The sequence below is a fragment of the Vibrio jasicida 090810c genome (assembly GCF_002887615.1).
GTDB lineage: Bacteria > Pseudomonadota > Gammaproteobacteria > Enterobacterales > Vibrionaceae > Vibrio > Vibrio jasicida.
Genome location: NZ_CP025792.1, coordinates 2,375,926 through 2,401,257, shown reverse-complemented (window position 1 = coordinate 2,401,257; position 25,332 = coordinate 2,375,926). Strand labels below are relative to the sequence as shown.

23 protein-coding genes, 1 rRNA gene and 1 riboswitch are annotated in these 25,332 nt (G+C 45.7%); of the genes, 7 read left to right on the top strand and 17 right to left on the bottom strand.

What is annotated here, in order from left to right; genetic code table 11:
* Positions 1 to 167 precede the first annotated feature (167 nt).
* Positions 168 to 1,720, bottom strand: a 16S ribosomal RNA gene (locus C1S73_RS11420).
* Positions 1,721 to 2,326: 606 nt separating this feature from the next.
* Between C1S73_RS11420 and C1S73_RS11410 the strand changes: the two genes are divergently transcribed.
* Positions 2,327 to 2,782 (top strand): RNA-binding protein, encoded by a 456-nt coding sequence (locus tag C1S73_RS11410; protein WP_038873069.1) that lies wholly within the window; start codon positions 2,327 to 2,329, stop codon positions 2,780 to 2,782.
* Here the strand turns inward: C1S73_RS11410 and murI are convergent.
* The 3 genes from murI to C1S73_RS11395 form a co-directional block, all read right to left on the bottom strand.
* Positions 2,745 to 3,551 (bottom strand): glutamate racemase, encoded by an 807-nt coding sequence (gene murI / locus C1S73_RS11405; RefSeq protein WP_038873066.1) that lies wholly within the window; start codon positions 3,549 to 3,551, stop codon positions 2,745 to 2,747. The genes C1S73_RS11410 and murI overlap by 38 nt on opposite strands.
* A 40-nt stretch (positions 3,552 to 3,591) precedes the next feature.
* The gene (locus C1S73_RS11400) at positions 3,592 to 4,275 is read right to left on the bottom strand and encodes a Dph6-related ATP pyrophosphatase (protein ID WP_038873065.1); all 684 of its coding nucleotides are present in this window, start codon (positions 4,273 to 4,275) and stop codon (positions 3,592 to 3,594) included.
* 83 nt (positions 4,276 to 4,358) lie between these two features.
* Positions 4,359 to 6,233 (bottom strand): TonB-dependent receptor domain-containing protein, encoded by a 1,875-nt coding sequence (locus C1S73_RS11395; RefSeq protein WP_038872588.1) that lies wholly within the window; start codon positions 6,231 to 6,233, stop codon positions 4,359 to 4,361.
* A gap of 58 nt (positions 6,234 to 6,291) precedes the next feature.
* A riboswitch (cobalamin riboswitch) is annotated at positions 6,292 to 6,492 on the bottom strand.
* A 184-nt stretch (positions 6,493 to 6,676) separates the two neighbouring features.
* On the opposite strand from C1S73_RS11395, the gene trmA reads away from it, so the two are divergent.
* Positions 6,677 to 7,786, top strand: a complete 1,110-nt coding sequence (gene trmA / locus C1S73_RS11390) for a tRNA (uridine(54)-C5)-methyltransferase TrmA (RefSeq protein WP_038872585.1) — start codon at positions 6,677 to 6,679, stop codon at positions 7,784 to 7,786.
* A gap of 64 nt (positions 7,787 to 7,850) precedes the next feature.
* On the opposite strand, the gene C1S73_RS11385 is transcribed toward trmA, so the two are convergent.
* Positions 7,851 to 8,216 (bottom strand): YijD family membrane protein, encoded by a 366-nt coding sequence (locus C1S73_RS11385; RefSeq protein WP_038872582.1) that lies wholly within the window; start codon positions 8,214 to 8,216, stop codon positions 7,851 to 7,853.
* Positions 8,216 to 8,857: an HTH-type transcriptional repressor FabR gene (gene fabR, locus C1S73_RS11380; RefSeq protein WP_010444457.1), complete on the bottom strand. Its 642-nt coding sequence runs from the start codon at positions 8,855 to 8,857 to the stop codon at positions 8,216 to 8,218. Before fabR ends, C1S73_RS11385 begins: the two co-directional genes overlap by 1 nt.
* 291 nt (positions 8,858 to 9,148) lie before the next feature.
* Here fabR and sthA point away from each other — a divergent pair, with 291 nt between their 5' ends.
* The gene (sthA, locus tag C1S73_RS11375; protein ID WP_038872580.1) at positions 9,149 to 10,549 is read left to right on the top strand and encodes a Si-specific NAD(P)(+) transhydrogenase; all 1,401 of its coding nucleotides are present in this window, start codon (positions 9,149 to 9,151) and stop codon (positions 10,547 to 10,549) included.
* A 68-nt stretch (positions 10,550 to 10,617) separates the two neighbouring features.
* On the opposite strand, the gene dinF is transcribed toward sthA, so the two are convergent.
* From dinF to lexA, 3 genes are all read right to left on the bottom strand, one after another.
* On the bottom strand, positions 10,618 to 11,961 hold the full coding sequence (dinF, locus tag C1S73_RS11370) for an MATE family efflux transporter DinF (RefSeq protein WP_038872577.1): 1,344 nt from the start codon (positions 11,959 to 11,961) through the stop codon (positions 10,618 to 10,620).
* Between the two features lie 55 nt (positions 11,962 to 12,016).
* Entirely contained in the window at positions 12,017 to 12,811 is a 795-nt protein-coding gene (locus tag C1S73_RS11365; RefSeq protein ID WP_009695929.1) for a class I SAM-dependent methyltransferase, read from the bottom strand.
* A 233-nt stretch (positions 12,812 to 13,044) separates the two neighbouring features.
* The gene (gene lexA / locus C1S73_RS11360; RefSeq protein ID WP_038872575.1) at positions 13,045 to 13,665 is read right to left on the bottom strand and encodes a transcriptional repressor LexA; all 621 of its coding nucleotides are present in this window, start codon (positions 13,663 to 13,665) and stop codon (positions 13,045 to 13,047) included.
* Between the two features lie 368 nt (positions 13,666 to 14,033).
* Between lexA and plsB the strand changes: the two genes are divergently transcribed.
* Positions 14,034 to 16,460: a glycerol-3-phosphate 1-O-acyltransferase PlsB gene (gene plsB, locus C1S73_RS11350; RefSeq protein WP_038872572.1), complete on the top strand. Its 2,427-nt coding sequence runs from the start codon at positions 14,034 to 14,036 to the stop codon at positions 16,458 to 16,460.
* Between the two features lie 87 nt (positions 16,461 to 16,547).
* Here the strand turns inward: plsB and ubiA are convergent, their stop codons facing one another.
* Together ubiA and C1S73_RS11340 are read right to left on the bottom strand one after the other, a co-directional pair.
* On the bottom strand, positions 16,548 to 17,402 hold the full coding sequence (gene ubiA / locus C1S73_RS11345; protein ID WP_038872570.1) for a 4-hydroxybenzoate octaprenyltransferase: 855 nt from the start codon (positions 17,400 to 17,402) through the stop codon (positions 16,548 to 16,550).
* Positions 17,403 to 17,942, bottom strand: a complete 540-nt coding sequence (locus tag C1S73_RS11340; RefSeq protein WP_038872568.1) for a chorismate lyase — start codon at positions 17,940 to 17,942, stop codon at positions 17,403 to 17,405.
* A gap of 153 nt (positions 17,943 to 18,095) precedes the next feature.
* Between C1S73_RS11340 and C1S73_RS11335 the strand changes: the two genes are divergently transcribed.
* A complete protein-coding gene (locus tag C1S73_RS11335) occupies positions 18,096 to 18,506 on the top strand; it encodes a flagellar basal body-associated protein FliL (RefSeq protein ID WP_038872565.1) in 411 nt (136 codons plus the stop codon).
* Positions 18,507 to 18,603: 97 nt separating this feature from the next.
* Here C1S73_RS11335 and glpG read toward each other — a convergent pair whose 3' ends face one another.
* From glpG to ftsY, 6 genes are all read right to left on the bottom strand, one after another.
* Entirely contained in the window at positions 18,604 to 19,443 is an 840-nt protein-coding gene (gene glpG / locus C1S73_RS11330) for a rhomboid family intramembrane serine protease GlpG (protein ID WP_038872563.1), read from the bottom strand.
* Complete coding sequence (glpE, locus tag C1S73_RS11325) at positions 19,443 to 19,763, bottom strand: thiosulfate sulfurtransferase GlpE (RefSeq protein WP_038872561.1); 321 nt, start codon at positions 19,761 to 19,763, stop codon at positions 19,443 to 19,445. Before glpE ends, glpG begins: the two co-directional genes overlap by 1 nt.
* A 466-nt stretch (positions 19,764 to 20,229) precedes the next feature.
* Entirely contained in the window at positions 20,230 to 21,087 is an 858-nt protein-coding gene (rpoH, locus tag C1S73_RS11315) for an RNA polymerase sigma factor RpoH (protein ID WP_038872559.1), read from the bottom strand.
* 175 nt (positions 21,088 to 21,262) lie between these two features.
* The gene (gene ftsX / locus C1S73_RS11310; protein WP_038872556.1) at positions 21,263 to 22,231 is read right to left on the bottom strand and encodes a permease-like cell division protein FtsX; all 969 of its coding nucleotides are present in this window, start codon (positions 22,229 to 22,231) and stop codon (positions 21,263 to 21,265) included.
* Positions 22,221 to 22,895: a cell division ATP-binding protein FtsE gene (gene ftsE, locus C1S73_RS11305; protein WP_005535654.1), complete on the bottom strand. Its 675-nt coding sequence runs from the start codon at positions 22,893 to 22,895 to the stop codon at positions 22,221 to 22,223. Before ftsE ends, ftsX begins: the two co-directional genes overlap by 11 nt.
* Positions 22,896 to 22,917: 22 nt before the next feature.
* Positions 22,918 to 24,192: a signal recognition particle-docking protein FtsY gene (ftsY, locus tag C1S73_RS11300; protein WP_038872553.1), complete on the bottom strand. Its 1,275-nt coding sequence runs from the start codon at positions 24,190 to 24,192 to the stop codon at positions 22,918 to 22,920.
* A 223-nt stretch (positions 24,193 to 24,415) separates the two neighbouring features.
* On the opposite strand from ftsY, the gene rsmD reads away from it, so the two are divergent.
* Positions 24,416 to 25,015, top strand: a complete 600-nt coding sequence (gene rsmD, locus C1S73_RS11295; protein ID WP_038872551.1) for a 16S rRNA (guanine(966)-N(2))-methyltransferase RsmD — start codon at positions 24,416 to 24,418, stop codon at positions 25,013 to 25,015.
* Between the two features lie 25 nt (positions 25,016 to 25,040).
* The gene (locus tag C1S73_RS11290) at positions 25,041 to 25,307 is read left to right on the top strand and encodes a DUF1145 domain-containing protein (RefSeq protein ID WP_038872549.1); all 267 of its coding nucleotides are present in this window, start codon (positions 25,041 to 25,043) and stop codon (positions 25,305 to 25,307) included.
* The last annotated feature ends 25 nt before the right edge of the window (positions 25,308 to 25,332 follow it).

Genomic DNA, 25,332 nt, shown 5'->3' with positions numbered 1-25,332 from the left:
GAATGTGTTTTTTGGTGTTTGTCATAAAGACAAACATTGAGAACTTTACAAGTAATCTTAAAGATTACTTTGTCAGCTTTCCAAATTGTTAAAGAGCTATCTTAGCTACAAGCTTGCGCTTGTGAACTATCAATCTGTGTGGACACTCATCGTGAGTAATCATCGTATAAGGAGGTGATCCAGCGCCAGGTTCCCCTAGCGCTACCTTGTTACGACTTCACCCCAGTCATGAACCACAAAGTGGTAAGCGTCCTCCCGAAGGTTAAACTACCTACTTCTTTTGCAGCCCACTCCCATGGTGTGACGGGCGGTGTGTACAAGGCCCGGGAACGTATTCACCGTGGCATTCTGATCCACGATTACTAGCGATTCCGACTTCATGGAGTCGAGTTGCAGACTCCAATCCGGACTACGACGCACTTTTTGGGATTCGCTCACTATCGCTAGCTTGCTGCCCTCTGTATGCGCCATTGTAGCACGTGTGTAGCCCTACTCGTAAGGGCCATGATGACTTGACGTCGTCCCCACCTTCCTCCGGTTTATCACCGGCAGTCTCCCTGGAGTTCCCGACATTACTCGCTGGCAAACAAGGATAAGGGTTGCGCTCGTTGCGGGACTTAACCCAACATTTCACAACACGAGCTGACGACAGCCATGCAGCACCTGTCTCAGAGTTCCCGAAGGCACCAATTCATCTCTGAAAAGTTCTCTGGATGTCAAGAGTAGGTAAGGTTCTTCGCGTTGCATCGAATTAAACCACATGCTCCACCGCTTGTGCGGGCCCCCGTCAATTCATTTGAGTTTTAATCTTGCGACCGTACTCCCCAGGCGGTCTACTTAACGCGTTAGCTCCGAAAGCCACGGCTCAAGGCCACAACCTCCAAGTAGACATCGTTTACGGCGTGGACTACCAGGGTATCTAATCCTGTTTGCTCCCCACGCTTTCGCATCTGAGTGTCAGTATCTGTCCAGGGGGCCGCCTTCGCCACCGGTATTCCTTCAGATCTCTACGCATTTCACCGCTACACCTGAAATTCTACCCCCCTCTACAGTACTCTAGTCTGCCAGTTTCAAATGCTATTCCGAGGTTGAGCCCCGGGCTTTCACATCTGACTTAACAAACCACCTGCATGCGCTTTACGCCCAGTAATTCCGATTAACGCTCGCACCCTCCGTATTACCGCGGCTGCTGGCACGGAGTTAGCCGGTGCTTCTTCTGTCGCTAACGTCAAATGATAGTGCTATTAACACTACCACCTTCCTCACGACTGAAAGTGCTTTACAACCCGAAGGCCTTCTTCACACACGCGGCATGGCTGCATCAGGCTTGCGCCCATTGTGCAATATTCCCCACTGCTGCCTCCCGTAGGAGTCTGGACCGTGTCTCAGTTCCAGTGTGGCTGATCATCCTCTCAGACCAGCTAGGGATCGTCGCCTTGGTGAGCCATTACCTCACCAACTAGCTAATCCCACCTAGGCATATCCTGACGCGAGAGGCCCGAAGGTCCCCCTCTTTGGCCCGTAGGCATCATGCGGTATTAGCCATCGTTTCCAATGGTTATCCCCCACATCAGGGCAATTTCCTAGGCATTACTCACCCGTCCGCCGCTCGACGCCCTTAACGTTCCCCGAAGGTTCAGTTAAGTCGTTTCCGCTCGACTTGCATGTGTTAGGCCTGCCGCCAGCGTTCAATCTGAGCCATGATCAAACTCTTCAATTTAAGATTTTGTTCGGCTCAACGAATACTGACTTCAAAACTCATCCTTACTCGAAAGTAAGAAGTAATTTTAAAGCTATTACCATTCCAACAGAATGATAATGAATTGACTGTGCCAAGTCCGAAGACTTGATTGGTCACTCAGTTCATTGAAACCTAATTTGATACCGAGGTATCTAATTGGATTATCATCAACGAGTGCCCACACAGATTGATAGGTTCTTATTTTTAAAGAGCTTTTCTAACATTTTTAGCAACTTAGTTGCTCGTCGTTAGGGGTGCGTATCTTACTTCACACCGTGAGAGAGTCAAGCATTTTTTTCAAATTCTTTTTTCTCTCTTCCCAACTCGCTGTGTGACTTTCGTCTCACTCCGTGTCGGTGGATGCGCAGTATAGGGAATTCAGAAATGAGCGCAACCCCTTTTTTTTAAAAAACAATTCAAGCGCTCACTTATCCATCAAATGCGTTATATCTGCATATTTCTTCGTCACATTTGAGACATATCACAGCAATTGGTTGGAAAAACACCAACCATATACGTAAGATCCATGTGTCTACTTTGTTAATAGACAGACAATTTCTTTATCATCTATATGTAGTAATCAAAATGACGTCTAAAAAAAATCTGACCTTGTGTGCTGGGTTAGCGGTTATCGGGGGAGTTATCTTCTCTCAATTACCGGTTCCACCAGCCTTGAGCTTTGTTATTGGTGTTGTCGCTACTGCTTTTCTGTTTTCACTTTCTAGCAAGACACCTGTTATTCAACCTTCTGATTCCGATCCTTCGACCAAAACGCTGTATGTCGGCAACTTGCCTTATAAAGCAAATGAGAGTCACGTTCGTGATTTGTTTGCGGAGTATGGGCAGGTTTATGCGGTGCGCTTAATGAAAGACAAACGCACCGGTAAAAGAAGAGGGTTTGGTTTTGTCGTGATGGCCGCGGCTGATGCCAAACCTGCTATCGCGAAACTCAATGAAAAGGAATATATGGAGCGAACTCTGAAAGTTCGAATTGCTAACGACCCTAAACATCCGGATGGCGGTAAACTTGAACAGGATTAAAACCTAGTTCTGCCAGACAGATATTCAGTGCATCTTCTTGCCAAGGAGGTGCACTGGCATAAATTTTCTTGCTCCCTTCCTCTTTACTCTCTTGCTTCATATCACTCATGAGTAACGCTTTTACTCGACGAGCAATCGCTTCGCCAGAATCAACTAGCGTGACTTCTCCACCTAACGCTTGATTGATTTCATCTTTAATCAAAGGAAAGTGAGTACAGCCAAGTACTGCAACATCCACTTTATTGCGTAGCGGTAGAAGAATGCTTTCGAGTTCTACTAAAGAGATACTTTCCCCGCGCAGCTTTTCTTCCGCCATACCCACTAAGCGAGTAGAGCCTAGCAATTCAACAGGTTTTCCTTGAGCAAAATCGCGAATCAGCTCATGAGTATACTGACGAGTGACGGTCGCTGGCGTAGCAATGAGCCCGACACCTAGAGAGGCAAGTAAAGAAGCAGGCTTTATTGCTGGGACCACTCCAACCACTGGAATGGATAGATTAGCGCGCAAGGAAGGCAGCACAATGGTACTTGCCGTATTGCACGCAATAACCACGATATCGGCTTGATGCTCTTCCACCAATGCCGCCACTAGCTGATTGACACGAGTGATCAGTACATCTTGATCGAGCTCGCCATATGGATAAGCTTCGTTGTCGAATAGATACAAGTAATCCATGTGTGGAAGAAGTCGGTGGATTTCTTGAAAGACCGATAGCCCTCCAACACCGGAGTCAAACACTAGGACTTTTTTCTTACTTGATGCTCGCACGAGTCTTACCTGCAAATTAGAGACTCGGCGATCATACTGGTTAGATTTGTTTTGGCAATGCTTTGGCTTGGTATCTTTGATGGCTGAATCGCTCCCCTATTTCCACTTCAAGCTTAGTCAATTCTATATGTCCTTGAAATGATGGCGTTGATGTCACCAATGTATGGAATTCACCATTTTCTCCGCAGGGGTCAATATGACCGGGTAATGACTCAATCAGCGCTTTGCCATACCAACGTCCACACCACTCCGACGGTAATACTTCTCCATCGGTGGTGATTAGCATGGTTTGAATACCGCGCTCGACAATTTCAAATGCCAATGCCTTGCTCTCTTCCCCCAGTAATGGGAATACACATTCCCAACCGGCAGGCTCAATATAGCTACGTCGATAATCAGCTATACCATTGCAGAACATATCACCAAACGCGACAGCTTCTACATTCAGCCCACTATTTTCCAATGCATGAACGATGGTCGATTGATAAATGTCGTTACTCGGGAATACTTCAGGCAGCTCGATGGTAATGAGCGAAAGACCAAGTAAGTCCGCCTGCATTTGCACAACCTCAAGTGGCGTTGCTTGGAAAGGTACTTCTTTATCAACATAAGTTGTGTACAAGCCAACCACCTGATAATGCGGATTTTCGTTTAGACGCTCTAACGTTAACGTGGAGTCTTTACCACTCGACCAGCTAATCACAACACGTTTTGCCTTTGTCATTTACTTGCCTCGTTACCGATTTACACCAGCTTCTTTGTTCACAATAAGAAAGACCGCCGATGTGGCGGTCTTGTTGGATTCGATTAGAAGCGGTAGTCCGCCGAGACAAAGTACTGACGCCCCGGCGTCGCGTAACCTGAGTACATCTCGTAATCTTTATCGAAGGCATTACTTAGCTTCGCATTAACATCCCAGTTTTGGTTCACCGCGTAAGAAGCGGTGAAGTTCCATAGGCTGTAACTCGATAATCTTGTACTGCCATTAAAACGTTCACCTTGGTAAAGGTACTGTGAGCCCAATGTCCATTGGTCAAACGTCGCGTAAGCATTCCACTTGGCACCACGCTTGGCGCGGTATGCCAGTTGAGTATCTTCTGCACCAGATTTATCGACTGGATCTTTGTAATCTAAGTAAAACTCATGAGAAACGATATCTGTATCGAATTTCACCTCTAGTTCTACACCTTTGATTTCTGCTTCGCCGACATTTTGCATGCCCGCACCTTCCCAAATAAGCATGTTCTCAATTTGGTTGTAGTAACCCGTTACCGTCCAATCAAGGATCGATACAGCTCCCGATAGTGACAGCTCGGTATTTTCTGATTCTTCAGGTTTTAGATTTGGCATTTCGTAGCCTGGATAATACAAATCAACAAAGCTCGGAGCTCGGAAAGCTGTACCGTGGCTTAGCGTTAATTCATAACCTTGATAAAACTTCCAACCCGCAGCAGTTTGCCAAGTGGTGTTGTTGCCAAATTGGTTGTTTTCATCGTTACGTACGCTCGCTTCTAACGTCCATACGTCATACGCATATTGAGCAATTGCGCTAGCACCAAAATTGGTTCTTGGGTTCTTGTCTGGGTCGTAATCTTTAGCAGGTCCCCAATCACTTGGGGCAATATAACCCTTGGTTAGCTTTTCTGTGCGGTAGTCCAAACCACCACCAACGCTCAGCTCTTCGTTTACGCTGTACGAGTTCAACCAAATCGCATTGAACTGCTCAATAGCAACGTGATCGCCGGTTGATTTGCTTTGACCTGATTTATGGTCATAGTTGTCTTGCTGGCCGTAAGCCAATTTCAACTCAGATGAGTACACGTCTTTGTTGTATTCCAATGATAGGTCTGCACCAACATACTCAACTTCACCGGTTTTCTTCTCGTGTTTATCAACGGTGCCCCATGCTGGGTTTCCATAACTACTGTTGTCGTAGTCATACTCATTATTGTAAGCACTCAGACCAACGTAGCCTGATAAGTTATCAGAGAAGTTTTGTTGGTAGCCTAGTTTTAGGTTGAGCGTTTCAAAGCCGTGCTCATCGCCATCATTCACACCTGGCAACGGCTTCACATTGAAACCATCGGTTTTCTCGTAGCCTAATACGCCCTTAAAATGTTTACCTTCACCGACTGGCTTAGAGACAACAAACGTTCCTTTTTTATGATTGTCCGAACCATAACCAGCGGACACACGACTTGCATCACTATCAATGTTTGCACGAGTAATAATGTTGATGACGCCAGAAATCGCTTCTGAGCCGTAAATAGAAGCACGCGCACCACGAATGTAGTCGATACGTTCAATAGAATTGATTGGAAACTGATTAAAATCGACGCCGCCCATTATCGCGCGTGGCATGCGCACACCGTCGACTAAAACAAGAACTTGGGATGAGCTACCACCTCGCACATAAATAGAGGCAGATTGACCACGTCCACCGTACTGAGCAACTTCAACACTCGGTAGTGTACGGAACACATCAAACAGACTGTTTGCTTGCAGGCGCTCAATATCTTCTTTAGTTACCGTAACGGTTTGTGCGAGAACCGCACCATCAATTTGCTGGAATCGGTTTGCGGTAACCACAACCGTTTCGTCTGCAGAGGCTTCTTGGGCCTGTAAATAAAAGGTAGGTGAAAGCAGCGATGCACACGTGATCGCAAGAAACGTTTTTCTCATTGTATTGTCCTAATTCGCGTAATTCCTACCGAGCCCTACTCGTTTTAAGTAGTCCAGTGCTGTGGCTCAGTTGCTGGCAGGTATTCGGACTCAAGAGCATGGCAGTACCACCTAATTGCTCGACTTCCCACATAAACTAATGCAGTGTCTTGATGAGCGTTCGTTCTCTTTTACCGCTGCGCGTCAGTTCTGGATTCTCACCAGATTCCCATTTCAGCCATCTAGATTGCTAGATAGCACCAGCTTGGGGCAAATACTATTAAGCTATTGATTATTTGTCCAGCCAATATTAGCCCTAACAATTGTAACGTTTTGGTTCATTTGCGTATCAACTGACACAGAACACACTATCTTTAAACCAAATAGAGTACAAAACTGGACATACTGTTGAGATTGAATAAAATCTGCGCTCTAAAATTGAATGCACCATAAAAGGTAAGATCATGGCTACTCTTGATGTAAATCCACAACGCTACCAAGAACAACTGGCTGAAAAAGTCGAACGTCTCACGGATATGTTCGCGCCATACAACGTGCCAGAGCTGGAAGTGTTTGAATCACCAGAGCAGCATTACCGTATGCGTGCTGAGTTTCGTGTTTGGCATGAAGGTGAAGACCTGTACTACATCATGTTCGATCAGGAAACTCGTGAGAAATATCGAGTAGACCAATTCCCAGCAGCTAGCCGTCTGATCAACGACCTAATGCCACTCTTAGTGGATGCGATGAAAGATAATGAATCCTTGCGTCGCAAGCTGTTCCAAGTGGATTTTCTATCGACCTTAAGTGGCGAGATTCTGGTTTCACTGCTTTACCATCGCCAACTTGATGAAGAGTGGATTGAAAACGCAAAAGCACTTAAGCAACGTTTAAATGATGAAGGCTTCAACCTAAACATCATTGGTCGTGCTCGTAAGATGAAGATTGTCTTAGACCGCGACTACGTGATCGAAAAGCTGGACGTAAACGGTCAAAGCTACATTTACCAGCAGGTTGAAAATAGCTTCACACAGCCAAACGGCAAAGTAGCAGAGAAGATGCTGGAATGGGCGGTCGACTGCACTCAAGAAAGCACTGGCGACTTACTAGAGCTTTACTGTGGTAACGGTAATTTCTCTCTGGCGCTGGCACAAAACTTCGACCGCGTTCTTGCAACTGAATTGGCGAAGCCATCTGTGGTTTCTGCGCAATACAACATCGCAGCAAATGAGATTGATAACGTACAAATCCTACGTCTATCAGCAGAAGAATTTACTCAAGCAATCGAAGGTAAACGTGAATTCCGCCGCCTACAAGATGCAGGAGTGGATCTAAAGAGCTACAACTGCAACACGATTTTTGTCGATCCACCACGCTCAGGTATGGATGTCGACACTTGTAAGATGGTGCAAGGTTACGAGCGCATCATGTACATCTCTTGTAATCCTGATACTTTGAAAGAGAACTTGGACATTCTATGTGAAACGCACAACGTGACTCGTTTTGCTCTGTTTGACCAGTTCCCTTACACACACCATATGGAAGCGGGCGTTTTACTAGAACGTAAAGCGTAATCCACCAGCGTCAAATACAAAAAAAGCGAGCTCATTGGCTCGCTTTTTATTGAATTTGTTTTGCTTATTCAGCAGAAGCTTTCTTCTCCATAAAGCCCAGCTTTTTACCAACCCAAGCCAACAGAATCATTGAAACCAGAATCGCGAAGAAGTTAGAGCCGGCTTCTGGGTATTGTGCTTTGATGAAAGCAGAGTGGCCAAATGCACCAACAAAGAAACACGCCAAACCAACTAGCGGGATATCTTCTGATACAGGGTTGTTAAGGTATTCTTGGTAAAGCGCCTGTACTGCTAGCACGAGTGCAATCAAAGGGAAGATTGAGAAAGATACTTCACTCATGGTCAACCATGACAATAAAGCATCACCACACATACCTGCAACCAGTGCCAAAATCAGCGTTTTCTTTTCAGATTTATTTCCATTCGACATTATTCTATCCCGCCTTTTAATCGGTTACGTTCACGTTCTTTGCGATACCAATAGGCCCCTTTGGCTATCATTCGCAATTGCATGATCAATCGCTCGGCGAGTTCATCGCGCTCGCGTCGATCTAAATCTAAAACTTCAGCACCAGAACTGAATACCAAAGTGACTGACGCTTCTGCTTGAGTAAACGCTTCTTCTTTGGTCATGCCAGTGCTTATTAAATACTCGGTTAATTCTGCCGCAAAATGCTGGATTTCTCGAGCGACGGCAGTACGAAATTCAGAAGAAGTGCCAGAGCGCTCACGCAACAATAAGCGGAATACGTTAGGACTACTTTCAATGAATTCCATGAAGGTTTCAACCGAAGTTCGAATCACACTGCCTTCTTTGACAATACGCTGACGCGCTTGGCGCATTAGTTGGCGTAACAACAAACCGCCTTCATCTACCATGGTTAAGCCAAGCTCATCCATGTCTTTGAAGTGACGATAAAAAGAAGTTGGCGCAATTCCAGCCTCTCGGGCGACTTCTCGCAAGCTGAGATTAGAAAAGCTGCGGTCCGCACTGAGTTGATTAAATGCCGCATCGATCAGTGATCGACGTGTTTTTTCTTTTTGCTGCGCGCGGATTCCCATCGATTTCATTCTTAAACTTGCTCTTTTTCTATCGGGTACAAGAACCTCAATATAACGCATATCGACCCCACGTATAAAGTAACGTTGTCTGCCAATAAGCGGCGAGCACGTTACTACTGGCATGCATCCAATTGCAATCTTCTCCATCCAAATAGTAGACATGCAACATACCAATTCGTTCTTTTGGTTGATTCTGCGTGATCACTTCCACTCTCTAGTCGGCATAACATGTTCCTCCTAGAGTAAATGAGTTAAAATCCCGCTACAGCAATGTTAAACAAATATAACAAGGAAGACATCATGGCGCATGCTAATCACTATGACGTGATCGTAATTGGTAGTGGCCCGGGCGGAGAAGGGGCGGCAATGGGGTTAACCAAAGCAGGCCTAAATGTTGCCATCGTAGAAAAGGAAAGCAGTGTTGGTGGCGGTTGTACGCACTGGGGAACCATACCATCTAAAGCATTGCGTCACGCTGTTAGCCGAATCATTGAATTCAATAGCAACCCGCTATTCTGTCGTAATAACACCAGCCTTCATGCAACATTTTCTGACATTTTAGGCCACGCAAAATCGGTCATCGACAAGCAAACGCGACTTCGTCAGGGCTTTTATGATCGCAACTCATGCTCGTTATTATTCGGCACTGCGCGTTTTATCGATAATTACTCCATTGCCGTGATGCAAAGTGACGGAACAGAAGAAATCTATTCGGCAGATAAGTTCGTCATCGCCACGGGCTCCCGCCCTTACCAACCGAACGACGTCGACTTCTTGCACGAACGCATCTACGACAGCGACTCCATCCTGAGTCTGAAACACGACCCTCGCCACATCATCATTTACGGTGCGGGCGTGATTGGCTGTGAATACGCATCTATTTTCCGCGGTTTAGGCGTGAAGACCGACTTGATTAACACTCGCGACCGTCTGCTCTCTTTCTTAGATAACGAAGTCTCAGATGCATTGTCTTACCACTTCTGGAACAGCGGCGTGGTAATTCGTAACGATGAAACATTCGAGAAAATTGAAGGCACCGAAGATGGCGTTATCGTACATCTTCAATCGGGTAAGAAGATGAAAGCCGATTGCCTACTGTATGCTAACGGTCGAACGGGTAACACAGACAAACTCAACTTACCTGCGGTTGGACTTGAAGGTGATTCACGCGGACAACTCAAAGTAGATGGTAACTACCGTACAGAAGTGGAACACATCTACGCAGTCGGTGATGTGATTGGCTACCCTAGCCTAGCGAGTGCAGCGTATGACCAAGGTCGTTTCGTGGCACAAGCTATCACTAAAGGACAAGCTGACGGCAATCTAATTGATGACATCCCAACGGGTATTTACACCATTCCAGAAATTAGCTCTGTGGGCAAAACCGAACAAGAGCTGACTGCGGCGAAAGTGCCTTATGAAGTGGGACGCTCTTCATTCAAACATCTCGCTCGTGCACAGATTGCAGGTAAAGACATCGGCAGTTTGAAAATCCTCTTCCATCGCGAAACCAAAGAGATTCTTGGTATTCACTGCTTTGGTGAGCGCGCTGCAGAAATCATCCACATCGGTCAGGCCATCATGGAACAAAAAGGTGAAGCCAATACGATTGAATACTTCGTCAATACCACCTTTAACTACCCGACGATGGCAGAAGCCTATCGCGTAGCGGCACTGAACGGTTTGAACCGATTATTCTAATTCAATTGGGTTGCCATGATCCAAAAGCTAAAACAGCAGGTCTCGACCTGCTGTTTTTTTATGTGTAACTAGACAAGAAAGCGTCCCTTGCGCCATTGATAGAAAAAGATAGCGCCGAGTCCAACCCCTCGCATTGCCATGAAACTGGTCATCGCAAACCATAGCGCATGGTTTTGCCAGCCAGAAAACAAAAAGAATATCGCGAAGAAACAGCAAGTCGCCACAAACATACTGTTTCGCATGTCTTTACCTTTGGTGGCACCAACAAAAATGCCATCAAACAGGAAGCACCACATCGATGCCAATGGCATGACCACCAGCCATGGTAAATATATCGACGCTTGCTGCTGCACCGCGTCAATCGAAGTGATCATGGCGATCAATTGCGATCCCGCCAAACCAAATACCGCAGTCAAACCTAAACAGATGATCAGACTCCAGAAGAACGTACCAATCAACGAAGCACTGAGTTGCGCTCGGTCTTTCGCGCCAATCGCTTTGCCAACCATGGCCTCCATGGCGTAGGCAAATCCGTCCATGCCATAGGAAATCATCATCAAGAAACTCATCAATACCGCATTAGCGGCAACCACATCATCACCAAAGCTCGCACCTTGGAAAGTCATAAAGCTAAACGTAGCTTGTAAACATAGCGAACGTAAGAAGATATCGCGATTGAGTTTTACGAAACGCCCTAGCCCATGTTGAGTATCGGTTAGCAGGCTCTTAGGAGATGGTAACTGACGTGCACGCCATGTTTTCCACACACACATCAAGCCAAACGCCATACCTGAGTAATCAGCAATCACCGACGCCAGCGCTGCGCCTTCTACTTTCCAGCCCAAGCCAATCACAAACAGTAAATCGAGCGCGATGTTGGTCACGTTGGTGATGATCACCATCCACATTGGTGCTTTGGAATTTTGTGTTCCAAGCAGCCAACCCAACAAAACAAAGTTCATCAGTGCAGCAGGTGCACTCCATACGCGGATAGAGAAATATTGCATGCCATAGTGCTTCACTTCAGCACTGGCATCACTCCAACCAAAGATCAGGTCCGCGATTGGGTTATGAGCAATAAGAAAGACCAACGCAAACAGCAATGCCATTAGTGAGCCTTGCATAAGCACCAAAGCGAGTTGTTTTCGGTCTTCACCGCCATAAGACTGCGCCGCCAACCCTGTAGTCGACATACGTAAGAAACCAAGCAACCAAAACGTCACGCTGATCATGGTGCTACCAAGCGCAACACCGCCGAGATACCAAGCGTGTTCAAGGTGACCGATCACCGCAGCGTCAACCAAGCCCAATAGTGGAACAGTAATATTCGAAAGCACCATAGGGATAGCGAGCGCTAACACTTGGCGATGCACTTGAGGATTCGATAAAGGAGAGAAGATAGAGTTTGTCACAGGCACCTCGTTGTTTAGATCAGCGAGTGTACCTGAGTGTTCAATGCCTATTCAATTACCACTTGATGTGAACGAGGACTGGCGTGAGGCGATGCTTCAACATTGGGATTTTATTCAGCCAACGTTGCCATGCTTTCCAGCGTGAGCAAAATCGGTCGAATGGCGAGAAGGCTTTGACCCATTGCGCCCATGGCAGCCAATGCAGTACTTGTTGTGCTGGTGCTTCAAAACCATGTGCATACGTATCTGAGCCGAGCTTCTGACCCCATTTACTTTCGGTTAAGTCACCTGCTAGTACCATGCACACTTCTGCCGATACAAAATGACGGCCCAGAGTTTGGATGAAAGTCGCAACGCGCGATTCATCACAATCGAGTAAAGCCATCTCACACAGAATCAATACTGGTGCTTTTTCAGGAATGCGCAGTTCATCTAACCAATTCATGTCTTCTACGCTGCCGCAACGATGCTCGTAACGTTCGTTTTTGTGGAACAATCGCTGACGCCAAACCAGATTCTCGGTGACATCCAGTTCAATCCAATGACAACGACCATTGTCCAAACGGTAGAAGCGCGTATCTAAGCCCGCACCTACGTTGATGATCCAAGCGTCTGAGTGTTGTTGAAGAAAGTGACTGACCTGCTGATCGCACAACTGAGTTAAAGTCACGTGCAGCAGCTGCTTCTGATCGACGTCGCCACTGATGCAATCTGGTGCCATTTTGCAGCTCAAGCACGCTTTTGCAGCGATCGGATCGTACACCAAGCCGTTATCGACCAAGCTTTCGCGGCTACGCAAAAACAACGGTTTCAACAGATGATTAGGTACGTGATGTTGAGGCTTGGACATGGGCATTTCCTTGCGCCGAAAAGAAAATGGTTAAATGGAACTAGATGATAATAAATCTCAATATCACTTGCAAGTTTTAACGCAACAGCCAAACGATCTGAATCAGTGCGAGCGTAACTATGCTTGGAAGAAAAGAAGTATGCTTTGAAGAAAATCAAAATGGGAAAGAAAGCGCAGAAAACATAAAGCCCAGCAGAGAGCTGGGCTTTATTAGAATGCTTGAGGTAAGAAACCTACATCCAGTCAGTGTTACGGATGATACCCACTGCTAGACCTTCGATCGTCAAGTGTTGCGATGTTAGATCAACTTGGATTGGTGAAAACTCTTCGTTCTCTGCGTGCAGAAGTACTGTAGAGCCTTTACGCTCTAGACGCTTCACTGTCACATCATCATCAACACGCGCAACCACAACTTGACCGTCGCGTACGTCTTGAGTTTTATGCACAGCCAGCAAATCGCCGTCCATGATACCGATGTCTCTCATACTTTCGCCGTTTACGCGAAGTAAGAAGTCTGCTTTTGGTTTGAACATAGCAGGATCCACTTGGTAGTGAGACTCCACATGCTCTTGAGCCAAAATCGGCTCACCAGCAGCAACTTGACCAATCAAAGGCAGACCTTGATCGTCGTTTGCCGCATCTTCAAGTAGGATTCGGATCCCGCGAGATGCGCCTGGGATAATTTCAATCGCTTGTTTACGAGCAAGCGCTTTTAGGTGTTCTTCCGCGGCATTCGCAGAACGGAAGCCAAGCTCACGCGCAATCTCTGCACGAGTTGGTGGCATTCCGGTGTCTTCGATTTTACTTTTAATCAAATCGAAGACTTGTTGTTGGCGTGGCGTTAACGGCTTCATATGTCACCTGTCTTTTTATACAGTTAACTGTGAGTATATCCAGTAAATGAACAAATGAAAACCCAATTGGTTGTTTTTTAATTTATTTCCGACGCTTTATGAACGCCACCACAAACCTCAAGTTAACTAGCGTTTTAAACAACAAAGATTTCCTTAGTCTAAAGAAAGCAACAACCTATGGGTTCGACTAATTTCCACTCAATAAAATTAAAAGGTTTGACCAGTTTCTGTTATCCTTGCAGCGCTTAAAATTTATCGCCTAGGCTTATTTCTATAGCCGTACCTATTTCTTTTTCTGTTGATGAAAAGGAAGCGGACACTGAAATAAGGTTAGGCTTGTTTGAATACCTATTGAGGCTGTGAACTTTATGTCTTCTGGACAATCATTTTCACGTTCATTACTAAAACTACCTTTATCGGTAATGGTAAAGGGCACCACAATTCCATCGAACCCGATTGATGATCTCAACATCGATCTAACGAAGCCAATTGTTTATGCCTTACCATTTCGTTCGAACGTGGATTTGCTGACATTACAAAAACAAGCGATGAGTCTTGGTCTACCTGACCCACTCAGTCCGCTAGAAATTAATGGCAAAACCCTTACTCGCTACGTATTTATTGCTTCACGTCCAACAGTGATGAGCAATGATAATGATGTACCGAGCGAATCAGTCTCTCTATTTACTGAACTACTTGAGCTGCACCAGCTCGATAGTGAATTAGACGTACAAATGATCCCTGCCACCGTACTTTGGGGTCGTAAGCCTGGTAAAGAAGAAAACCATAAACCGTACCTTCAACCAATGAATGGGCCACAAAAAGCGAAAGCGGTAATGGGTGCTGGTCGTGACTGTTTGGTGCGTTTTAGCCCCGTAGTATCACTGCGCTACATGGCGGATTCTCACGGTACAGACAGCGCCATTGCGCATAAGCTGGCGCGCGTGGCTCGTATTCACTTCTCTCGTCAAAAGCTTGCCGCCTCGGGGCCGAACTTGCCACAACGCCAAGTGTTATTCGCACGTCTAATGAAATCCCCTGCGATTGAAAAAGCGATTGAAGACGAAGCACAAAGCAAAGACATCTCGATTGAAAAAGCGCGCAAAGAAGCGCACAACATCATGGATGAAATTGCAGCGGACTTCTCTTATGGTTTGGTGAAAAACGGCGATCGTATTCTTGGCTGGTTGTGGACGAAGCTGTACCAAGGTTTGCACATCAACAACGCTTCGACCGTTCGTCGCCTAGCGCAAGATGGCCATGAGATCGTGTACGTACCATGTCACCGCAGTCACATGGACTACCTGCTGCTTTCTTACGTTTTGTACCATGAAGGTATGGTGCCACCGCACATTGCTGCGGGTATTAACCTGAACTTCTTCCCTGCGGGCCCAATCTTCCGTCGTGGTGGTGCGTTCTTTATTCGTCGTAGCTTTAAAGGCAACAAGCTGTACTCCACGATTTTCCGTGAGTACCTATCAGAGCTATTTGCTAAAGGCTACTCGGTTGAGTACTTCAGTGAAGGTGGTCGTTCACGTACTGGTCGTCTGCTGCAAGCAAAAACCGGTATGTTGGCAATGACGATTCAAGCCATGCTACGCGGTCTAAACCGTCCAGTAACGTTAGTGCCTGTGTACATCGGTTACGAACACGTAATGGAAGTGGGTACTTACGCCAAAGAACTGCGTGGTTCGCGTAAAGAGAAAGAGAACGCAGGTCTTGTGTTGCGTACTCTGCGTAAGCTGCGCAACTTTGGTCTTGGTTACGTGAACTTCGGTGAGCCGATTCAGCTAAACCAATACCTGAATGAACACGCTCCTGAGTGGACGAAAGACATCGATCGCATGGGCGGCAGTAAACCACAATGGATGAACCCAGTGGTGAACGGTCTAGCAAACAAGATGATGACGCACATTAACGATGCGGCTGCGACTAACGCTCTAACTCTATGTGCGACCGCGCTGTTGGCTTCTCGTCAGCGTGCATTATCTCGTGACTCTCTGATCAACCAGATTGAATGCTACCTGAAGTTACTTAAGAACAACCCATATTCAAACACTTCAACAATTCCAACAGAAACGGCTGAAGAGTTGGTGGATCACGCTATCTCACTTGATAAGTTTGTGATTGAAACCGACACCATGGGTGACATCATTTCGCTGGATCGTAGCCAGTCGATTCTGATGACTTACTACCGCAACAACATCATTCACTTGTTCGCTCTACCTTCATTGATTGCTCAGATGATCATTCGTCAGCGCAACGTGACCGTAGAAAAGATTCAAGAGAACGTTGCTCAAATCTACCCGTTCCTGAAGAAAGAGCTGTTCTTAAGCTATAAGGAAGAGGATTTGAATGAGCTTGTGGTTAAGACGTTGAACGAGTTCATTGAGCAGAAGATGGTTTGCCAAGACGGCGATAAACTGGAAATCAACCAGTCAAACAACCAATCCTTGGTATTGTTGGGCCGTACTATCACTGAAACACTGCAACGCTACTCAATTGCAATGAACCTGCTCGTTGCAGACCAAGAACTTGGTAAATCTGACCTTGAACAGAAGAGCCAAGACATTGCACAGCGTTTGGGTCGTTTACACGGTATTAACGCGCCAGAGTTCTTCGACAAAGGTGTTTTCACTGCAATGTTCAATACATTGAAAGAACAGCAATACTTAGATTGTGATGGTAACTGTGACCTAGAAAAGACGCAGCAATTTGCCAAACTGTTGTTTGTTCTACTTTATCCGGAAGTGAAGCTCACCATCGAAGAGAGCATCCACCAACTTCATGCATAAATAGCAGAACCTCGATACAAACAGAAAAGGCATCCAATTGGATGCCTTTTTCATACCAGGACTGATCACAGAGCGTTTTCTGAGCGCTTACCAAAATGCGATAAACAACCCAAGAGCGACCACCATTCCAACATAATTATTGTTGAGGAAAGCTTTAAAACATAAATCGCGATCGCGATGACGAATCAAATGCTGTTGGTAAACAAACAACGAAGCGGCCACCAAAATCATCCAATAGTAACTTTGACCAAGTTCATAGTGTTGGCCTAACAACACCAACATTGCCAGCGTAATGAGCTGTAAGATCCCAACCACCAACTTATCGTGACGACCAAACAAAATCGCCGTTGATTTGATGCCAATCTTCAAATCGTCATCGCGGTCAACCATCGCATATTGGGTATCATAAGCAATAGTCCACAGTGCGTTAATCGCAAAGACAAACCATACAATCCAAGGCAGTTCACCAGTTTGTGCTGCCCATGCCATCGGGATTGCCCAGCTAAATGCTAAGCCTAAAAATAGTTGTGGTAAGTGGGTATAACGCTTCATGAATGGGTAGATGAAGGCTAAGAAGATGCCCGCAAACGAAAGTTGAATCGTTAGTGGGTTCATGGTGAGGACGAGTAAGAAAGAACTCACACCTAATACTAAAAACAGGCCAATGGCCTCTTTTGATGTCACCTTACCTGAGGGTAATGGGCGTTGCTTGGTGCGCTTTACATGACCGTCAACCTTACGGTCAGCAAAATCATTAATCACGCATCCTGCACTGCGCATCAGAAATACGCCCAACACAAAAACAATCAGAACGTTCCAACTAGGCATGCCTTGAGCAGCGATGACAAGCGCCCAGACTGTTGGCCACAAGAGCAATAGTGAGCCAATTGGACGATCCATTCGCATCAGTTGCCAATATGCTTTGGCTTTTTCTGCGGACATTTACACCTTCTCCTTAGCGTAAACTGGTGAATTAGGTAAGAAAACCTCGGCAACCAACATCGGCTTATGATTCATCCACAATCGTGAGCGACGCGCCAAAAAACGGCCATGAGGTAGATTTACCCAGCCCATTTGTAATGCGTCACGCTCGACATTGTCAGCGCTAAATACCGTTAAGCCCAGCGGGATATCACCTTGCTGAGCCAAGTCATATTGCTGATCGACCAAAGTTGTACGTGGGATAAGCGTGCGTCCAATGACCCAATCCGTATTGTCTCCACATAAAATCACCTCTCTCAATAGGCAATCTTGCTCAGACAATAGCTGGCTCTCATCCTGTTTTAACGTCTTAGCAGTGACGATCTGATTATGCAGCAATTCCACCGTTAAACGTTGGCAGTGCTGACCTAAACGACGTGACAAAGAGCCCTGTTCTTCAAGCCAATGCTTGGCGAATTCGTTAGGGAATTCAAATTCTTCGGGGTTTTGCCACTCTACTTCCAATAAAGAAGTAAGATAGAGTGATATCGGCTGATTCATACTAGTATTCAATTGGTGGCTTTATGCGTACAATAAAGCAACAACTTACCGTCTTATTGAAACTGTAAGTTCCGTTATTTGTTTTAGACGGTCTATTGTACCAAGACTGAAGCGATTCGAATATCGCGATCCAGAGAAAGAAAAGTTATAAATATGTACAAACGTTATGTAGCCCAAATTATTGTCGCGCTAAGCTTGCTTATTTCATCCCCTACATGGGCCGAAAAAGAAGAAACTGGACCACAGCTCGCGTACTTCACCTTAGAACCAGACTTAACCACCAACTTTTACACAAAAGGGAATAAACTGGGCTACGTGCAGGTACGTATCGATATTATGGTCATGAGCCAGCAAGACCTTGCTGTGGTAGAGCATCATCAACCATTAATCCGCGATGCAGTAATTGAACTGCTCGGTAAGCAAACCGAAGATACAATTAAGTCGTTGTCTGGTCGTGAGGACCTACGAAAAACGTTGGTCCAAGAACTCAACGAGACCTTGCTACCAGAAACAGGCAAAACCATCATTGCCGACTTACTGTTTACCAAATACCTTTACCAATAAGTCCGCTTTTCAAAATGCAAAAGACCGCCAATCGGCGGTCTTTTTTATTGTCAGCAAAGCATCTCTATGTCAGTAACCTTAGAATGCTTTTACATACCTAAGCTTGTTGGTATTTCTGCTTACCAGAATCGAATACCGCGATGGCCATTCCAGAAATTAACCCCACTAAATGCGCCGTATTGGCAATGGCCATAAATGGTTGTACAAAACCTAATACCAGCCACACCAACATAAAACCAATAATCGGTTTTGGTAACGTTAATCCAAGGTGAGGTAAGCGGTAACCAAGAATCCATAAGTACCCCAACAAAGCGTACACCACGCCAGATAAGCCACCAAAGTTTGCACCTTCGACATAAAACTGACCTGCGCCAGATAGGGCAGCTGAGATAACAAAGAGCTGTAAGAGCTTACCGGAACCTAAGCGACGTTCAATATCCCCACCAAATTGCCACCACCAAAGCAGGTTAAAAACAATGTGTGTTATCGAAAAGTGCAACAGTGCATGACTTATCCAACGCCACAATTGCCATTGCTGTCCTTCAAATGCAGGAAAGTGCAGCCAATCAAATACACCTCGTCCAAAACCGAGTAGTTGAAGCAAATAAATAGCAGCACAAGTGATCATTATCGCGAGCGTAACCGGACCTGCTTTCGCTTTGATCATGCCCATGATGCTTGGACTCGCATAATGAAACTTACTTTTTCGCGTATCGGCAACGTTCCACGAAGCGGCACTGTACTTAGGATCAGAAGGGTTGGCTAAGAACTGTTTGAGCTCTGCTTCAACTTCAACTTCGTGCTGCGCATCCGTCAACCAAAGCGCAAACTGCCCTTCACCTTCCGGCATGATTTGGATATCAACCTGGCGTGATGCCATGTAATCGATGAAGGCTTGCGCCATACGTGGGTTATTTAACGTTACCAATCTTTTCATTAACTTCTCACTATCGGTAGTTCTGCTCGTTGCCAGGCTTCAAAGCCACCATCAACACTGTACACCTGTTCGAAGCCTTGGTTAACCAAATATTGTGCTGCACCTTGGCTACTAATGCCGTGATAGCACATTACTAGAATAGGCTGTTCAAACTCGACTTCGTCCATAAACGACACGATCGAATCGTTAGTAAGGTGAAATGCCGATTCTGCATGAGCGACTGCGAAGGATTGAGGATCGCGGATATCAACAAGCCGAGCTTCACTTTGCTCAAGTAATGTTTGCGCGCCTTGTACATCGATATGTTGAAACTGGTCCATTTGCTTTCTCATTGTCTTATTAATATACCCAAGCAACCTCATGGTACTGAAATTTAGGCGCTTAAAGTCACTTGCGTATAGTGACGCCATTGTAACCTATCCAAAGCCAAACTTAGACACAGAGATAGTCCGGTCATTCTAAACTGTTCACATTCCAACCATTTGTGGATAAAGCTGTGAATTGCGTTGATAAAGTATATTTTGATCTTTTGATCCACAAGATGTAGTGATGATCTTGATCTAACTGTGTGTATATTTAGAACTATCCCCAGCAGTAAAACCACGACAAAGCCTTATTTTGTCCGGCTTTCGAACAGTTGATGAATAATTACTTCACAGAGTTATGCACAGGTAGCACAGATAAAATAGATCGCAAACGCTATCGATTTTGGATCGGAAATAAAAAAGCCGAGATCACATGATCTCGGCTTTCTATGAAAATCTTACTTTATATTAGAAGCAGAAGTTAGAACTCACCAACAGCAAGTTTCAGTTTCTTCATTGCGTTCTTTTCTAGCTGGCGAATACGCTCAGCAGAAACACCAAACTCATCAGCAAGGTCTTGCAGTGTTGCTTTCTCATCGTCTAACCAACGAGAACGAACAATACGTTGACTGCGCTCATCCAGACTTGCAAGCGCATGGCCTAGACGGTTATTGGTGTGTGTTTCCCAGTTTGCTGCTTCAATGTTATCGGCAACATCAGATGATTTGTCTTCTAGGTACACCATTGGTGCTGTGTACGAATTTGAACTGTCGTCATCATCCATTGGCATATCGAACGTTGAGTCCACTGCCGCTAGACGGGATTCCATTTCTCGTACTTCTGAAGGCTCAACACCTAGCTCACGTGCTACTGTTTCTACTTCACCGTTGTTAAACCAGCCTAAGCGCTTCTTAGACTTACGTAGGTTGAAGAACAGTTTACGCTGCGCTTTGGTTGTCGCAATCTTCACGATACGCCAGTTACGTAGCACGTATTCATGGATTTCTGCTTTGATCCAGTGAACAGCGAAAGACACCAAACGCACACCCACTTCTGGGTTGAAACGCTTGACCGCTTTCATAAGACCGATGTTGCCCTCTTGAACTAGGTCTGCCATTGGCAAGCCGTAGCCTGAGTAGCCACGAGCAACGTGAACAACGAATCGTAGGTGTGACAAAATCAGGCCTTTCGCCGCATCTATCTCACCGTTGTAGTGTAATCGTTCTGCCAGCCCACGCTCTTCGTCTGGTGTCAGCATTGGGTAGCTGTTTACAGAACGAATATAGCTATCAAGGCTATCTTGCGTGACTAGAGCCATCGGATACGCTTCTTTTGTCATTCAATTCCTCATCAATCTCTGATCTGGAGCATTACATTGCAATTTAGCTTGGCCATCTTGAACTCAAAATGAACAAGTTTCAAGAAGGGCGAGTAATTATCCATAAACAAATGGTCTATACAAGGGGTAAAAATTAGCTTGTGCTAATAAATTCCAAGTATAAGACCCTTATCACCTAAACTGGTTCAATTTCTTTCAAGTGACGCTGCGCTGAAAAGCGCGCGGCGATACAACCTAGCAAGCTACCAGTGATGATCAACAGTAGAGATTCATCCCAATTCAAGCCAATCAAACGAAATTGGCTATCATATAACGATGCCAATTGCTCAACTGCGTTATTCATGACAACCGTAATCAATGCCGTCACTAACCATGCAATGGTCGCCCCAAGCACACCAAACCACATGCCAGTGTATAAGTAAGGACGAAGAATGAAACTGTCGGTCGCACCAATCAGCTTCATTGTCTGAATCTCTTCTTTGTTTGCCAACACATTAAAGCGCAATGTATTGCCGACGATTAAAAATACAGCACCCAACATCAGCACTGTCAGGGTAATGACAATAATGCCAGCAAGGGTTTTTATTGCATCAAGCCGTGCCAACCAATCTTCATCTAGTCGAACATCTGTCACGTCTTGTTGCTCACGAACTTGTTTAGCAAGCGACTGAATTGCGCTTTTTTGTTCTGAATCAGGCGTAATCACCAACACGCCAGGCAAGGCATAACCACTTAATAGGCTTAGTGCTTGGTCAAACCCTGCGTACTGGCTTAAATCAGATAGACCTTGTTGCGGAGAAATATATTCCACCTCTTTTACAGAAGGCCATGTTTCAATCTGATCTTTGAGCACCATAACGCGCGCGTCAGGCATCCCTTCGACTAAGTAGGCACTCACTTGCGATGGTGATGCAACATCTTGTGCTGCACCAGCCACATTCTTACCTAATAAATACAAACAAGCTGGCATTGCTAACGCCATGGAGATAACAGCCAAGGTCAGAATGTTACCTAAAGGACGACGCCATAATGCGCCGAAAGAAGATTTAGCTTGTTTGATATGAACAGAGAAAAAACCATCGGTATTAGCACGCTTGGCACTGCGACCTTTCCCTTTCTTTTGGGTGCGCTTGTTACCTACCATAGTCTTCTACCTCACTTAGGAAGCCTTGGTTCAATTCGAAATGACGATATTGTGGGCGAGTGTTTACTAACCCGATATCGTGCGTCGCTAGGAGAATCGTCACGCCAGCACGATTAAATTCTTCGAACAATCGCAACACACGGTTGGACAGTTCTGGATCAAGGTTACCGGTTGGTTCATCCGCCACTAACAGCGTTGGTCGATTAACGACAGCGCGTGCAATACCTACACGTTGTTGCTCACCACCTGATAGTTGACTTGGCAAGCAACGGGCTTTATCGAGCAAGCCCGTTTTATCTAGCGCCGCAGAAACACGACGTTTGATTTCATTTTCAGAAATCGATTCTATGCGCATCGGCAGCGCGACATTATCGAACACGCTGCGATCCATCAATAAGCGATGATCTTGGAAAACAATCCCGATATTGCGGCGCAAAAACGGAATGTCTTTGTTAGAAATACGTGTGATGTCATGACCATTAAAATGGATTTTGCCATCAGTAGGACGTTCTATCGCACATATCAGTTTCAGCAAGGTACTTTTACCTGCACCGGAATGCCCGCCTAAAAAAGCCATTTCTCCGCGTCGAAGGTGAAAGTCGACTTTCTGTAATGCCTGTCGCCCACCTCGGTAAGCTTTACTTACCTGCTGAAATTTGATCACCGTTGATTTCCTCTAACTCTAATTACTCTTCACGACTAAACAGAGCGTCAATGAACTCTTGAGTTTCAAATGGACGCAAGTCTTCGATACCTTCACCAACACCAATGTAGCGAATTGGAATTTCGAACTGATCAGCAAGAGCGAAGATAACGCCACCTTTCGCTGTTCCATCCAGCTTAGTCAATGTAATCCCGGTTAGAGGGGCAACATCACTGAAAAGTTTCGCTTGGCTAATGGCATTTTGCCCAGTGCCTGCGTCTAGCGTCAGCATGATCTCATGTGGTGCAGAGTCATCAATCTTCTTCATGACACGAACAATCTTACGCAGCTCTTCCATCAGGTTAGCTTTATTTTGTAGACGACCTGCGGTATCGGCAATCACCACATCGACGCCACGCGCTTTTGCCGCTTCAATCGCATCATAGATAACCGAAGCACTGTCTGCGCCAGTGTGCTGAGCAATCACAGGAACGTTGTTACGCTCGCCCCATACTTGTAGCTGTTCAACCGCTGCAGCACGGAAGGTGTCGCCCGCCGCCAGCATGACTTTCTTACCTTGGCTTTGGAACTGCTTCGCCAGCTTACCGATTGTGGTTGTTTTACCGACGCCGTTAACGCCAACCATCAAGATAACGTAAGGGGTTTTGCTGCTATCAATTTCAAGTGGCTGTTCTACTTTCGCTAGAATTTCTGCCATCTCTTCTTTTAACAGGCCGTAGAGTGCTTCGCCGTCCTTCAAATCACCGCGTGACGCTTTTTCGGTCAAGTTATTGATAATTTTCGTCGTGGTGTTCATACCCACGTCAGCGATAAGCAGCTGTTCTTCTAATTCTTCGAAAAGGTCTTCATCGATTTTTTTACCGCTGAACAAACCGAAGAAACCCGCACCAATGTTTGCCTTCGTGCGGCTTAGGCTGCGCTTAAGGCGAGCAAAGAAGCTTTCGGTTGGCTTTTCTTGTTCTTGGACACGAGGCGCAACCGGTACTTGTGGCTCTTCTGCTTCTGCTTCTGCTTCTGCTTCTGCTTCTGCTTCTGCTTCTGCTTCTGCTTCTGCTTCTGCTTCTGCTTCTGCTTCTGCTTCTGCTTCTGCTAGGACAGGTTCAACCTTCTCCGGCTCTTCTTCAAGTGTGGTTTTCTCTTCTGCTTGTTCGGCAGCCTCTTCCACCGGCAGTTTCTCACCAGCTGGCGCTTCTACTGCTTCTTCTTTTACTGATTCATCTGTTGTCGGTTTTTGGGTCTGTTCTTCATCACCAAAACCTAGCCACGAAAGTAATCCGCGCTTCTTTTTTTCCGTCATCTGGGGCTATCCTAGATTGTGCTCTTATCTATTAATGACTCTTTTCTGACAAGATTATTATCTTTACAGAAAAGGCTAATGACAAAGTTGTGAAAACTTTCCAATTAGGTGAATCTAATCTTATTAGTGTTACACTCTGTCATCTTGAATATTCTGGGCTATATCCAAGCTCAAAGCTTGGGCGATTGGATATAGTATCACTTTATTAGCGGTCAAAAAATCTATGGTAAGACGTCGCCAGCAAAACTCATCACAAAAAAAGCCAACAACGGGCTTTGTTCGCATTATTAGTGGTTTATGGAGAGGTCGAAAACTCCCTGTTCATGATGCAGAAGGATTACGCCCAACCACGGATCGTGTGAAAGAAACCCTATTTAACTGGTTAGCTCAAGATGTGCCGCAAGCGAAATGTCTCGACCTATTCGCAGGTTCTGGTGGTTTAGGCTTTGAGTCAGCTTCTCGCCAAGCAGACCAAGTGACGATGGTGGAACTGAACCCACAAGCGTTTCAGCAATTGCAGAAAAATGTTGCCTCGTTGAATACTAGCAACATTAAAGTCGTCAACACCGACGCACTGAGCTTTTTAAAGCAACCAGGTACACCGCATCACGTAGTATTCATTGATCCGCCGTTTCGCAAAGGCTTATTGGATGAAACCGTGACCTTGCTAGAGCAAAACGGCTGGCTTGCAGAAGATGCGATGATTTATATTGAAACTGAAAAAGAGCTAAGCATTGCTGGGCTTCCTGACAACTGGCGACTGCACCGAGAGAAAACCGCAGGCCAGGTCAGTTACCGTCTGTATGAACGCACATCAGCTTAAAGCCCCAATTTAAAAGGATAGTTAAATGAAAGCATTATTGATACTGGCTAAAGCAGCCATCGCCTTCGTCTGGTTCATATTGATCCTCAACTTCTTTATGCCCTTCCCTGGCAAAGCGGCCATTGCGTTGTACATCATGACCGCTTTCTTGTTCATCATGCATGGATTGCAAATGGCAATCTTCATTGGCGCATTTGGCGACAAGATTAAGATGAGCAGTTGGGAAAAGTACTCCATTTTGATATTCGGCATCTTTGCTCTTCTCGATATTCGTCGGAAGCACATGATGTAAAAAGACAAATAAACGAAAGCCGCTC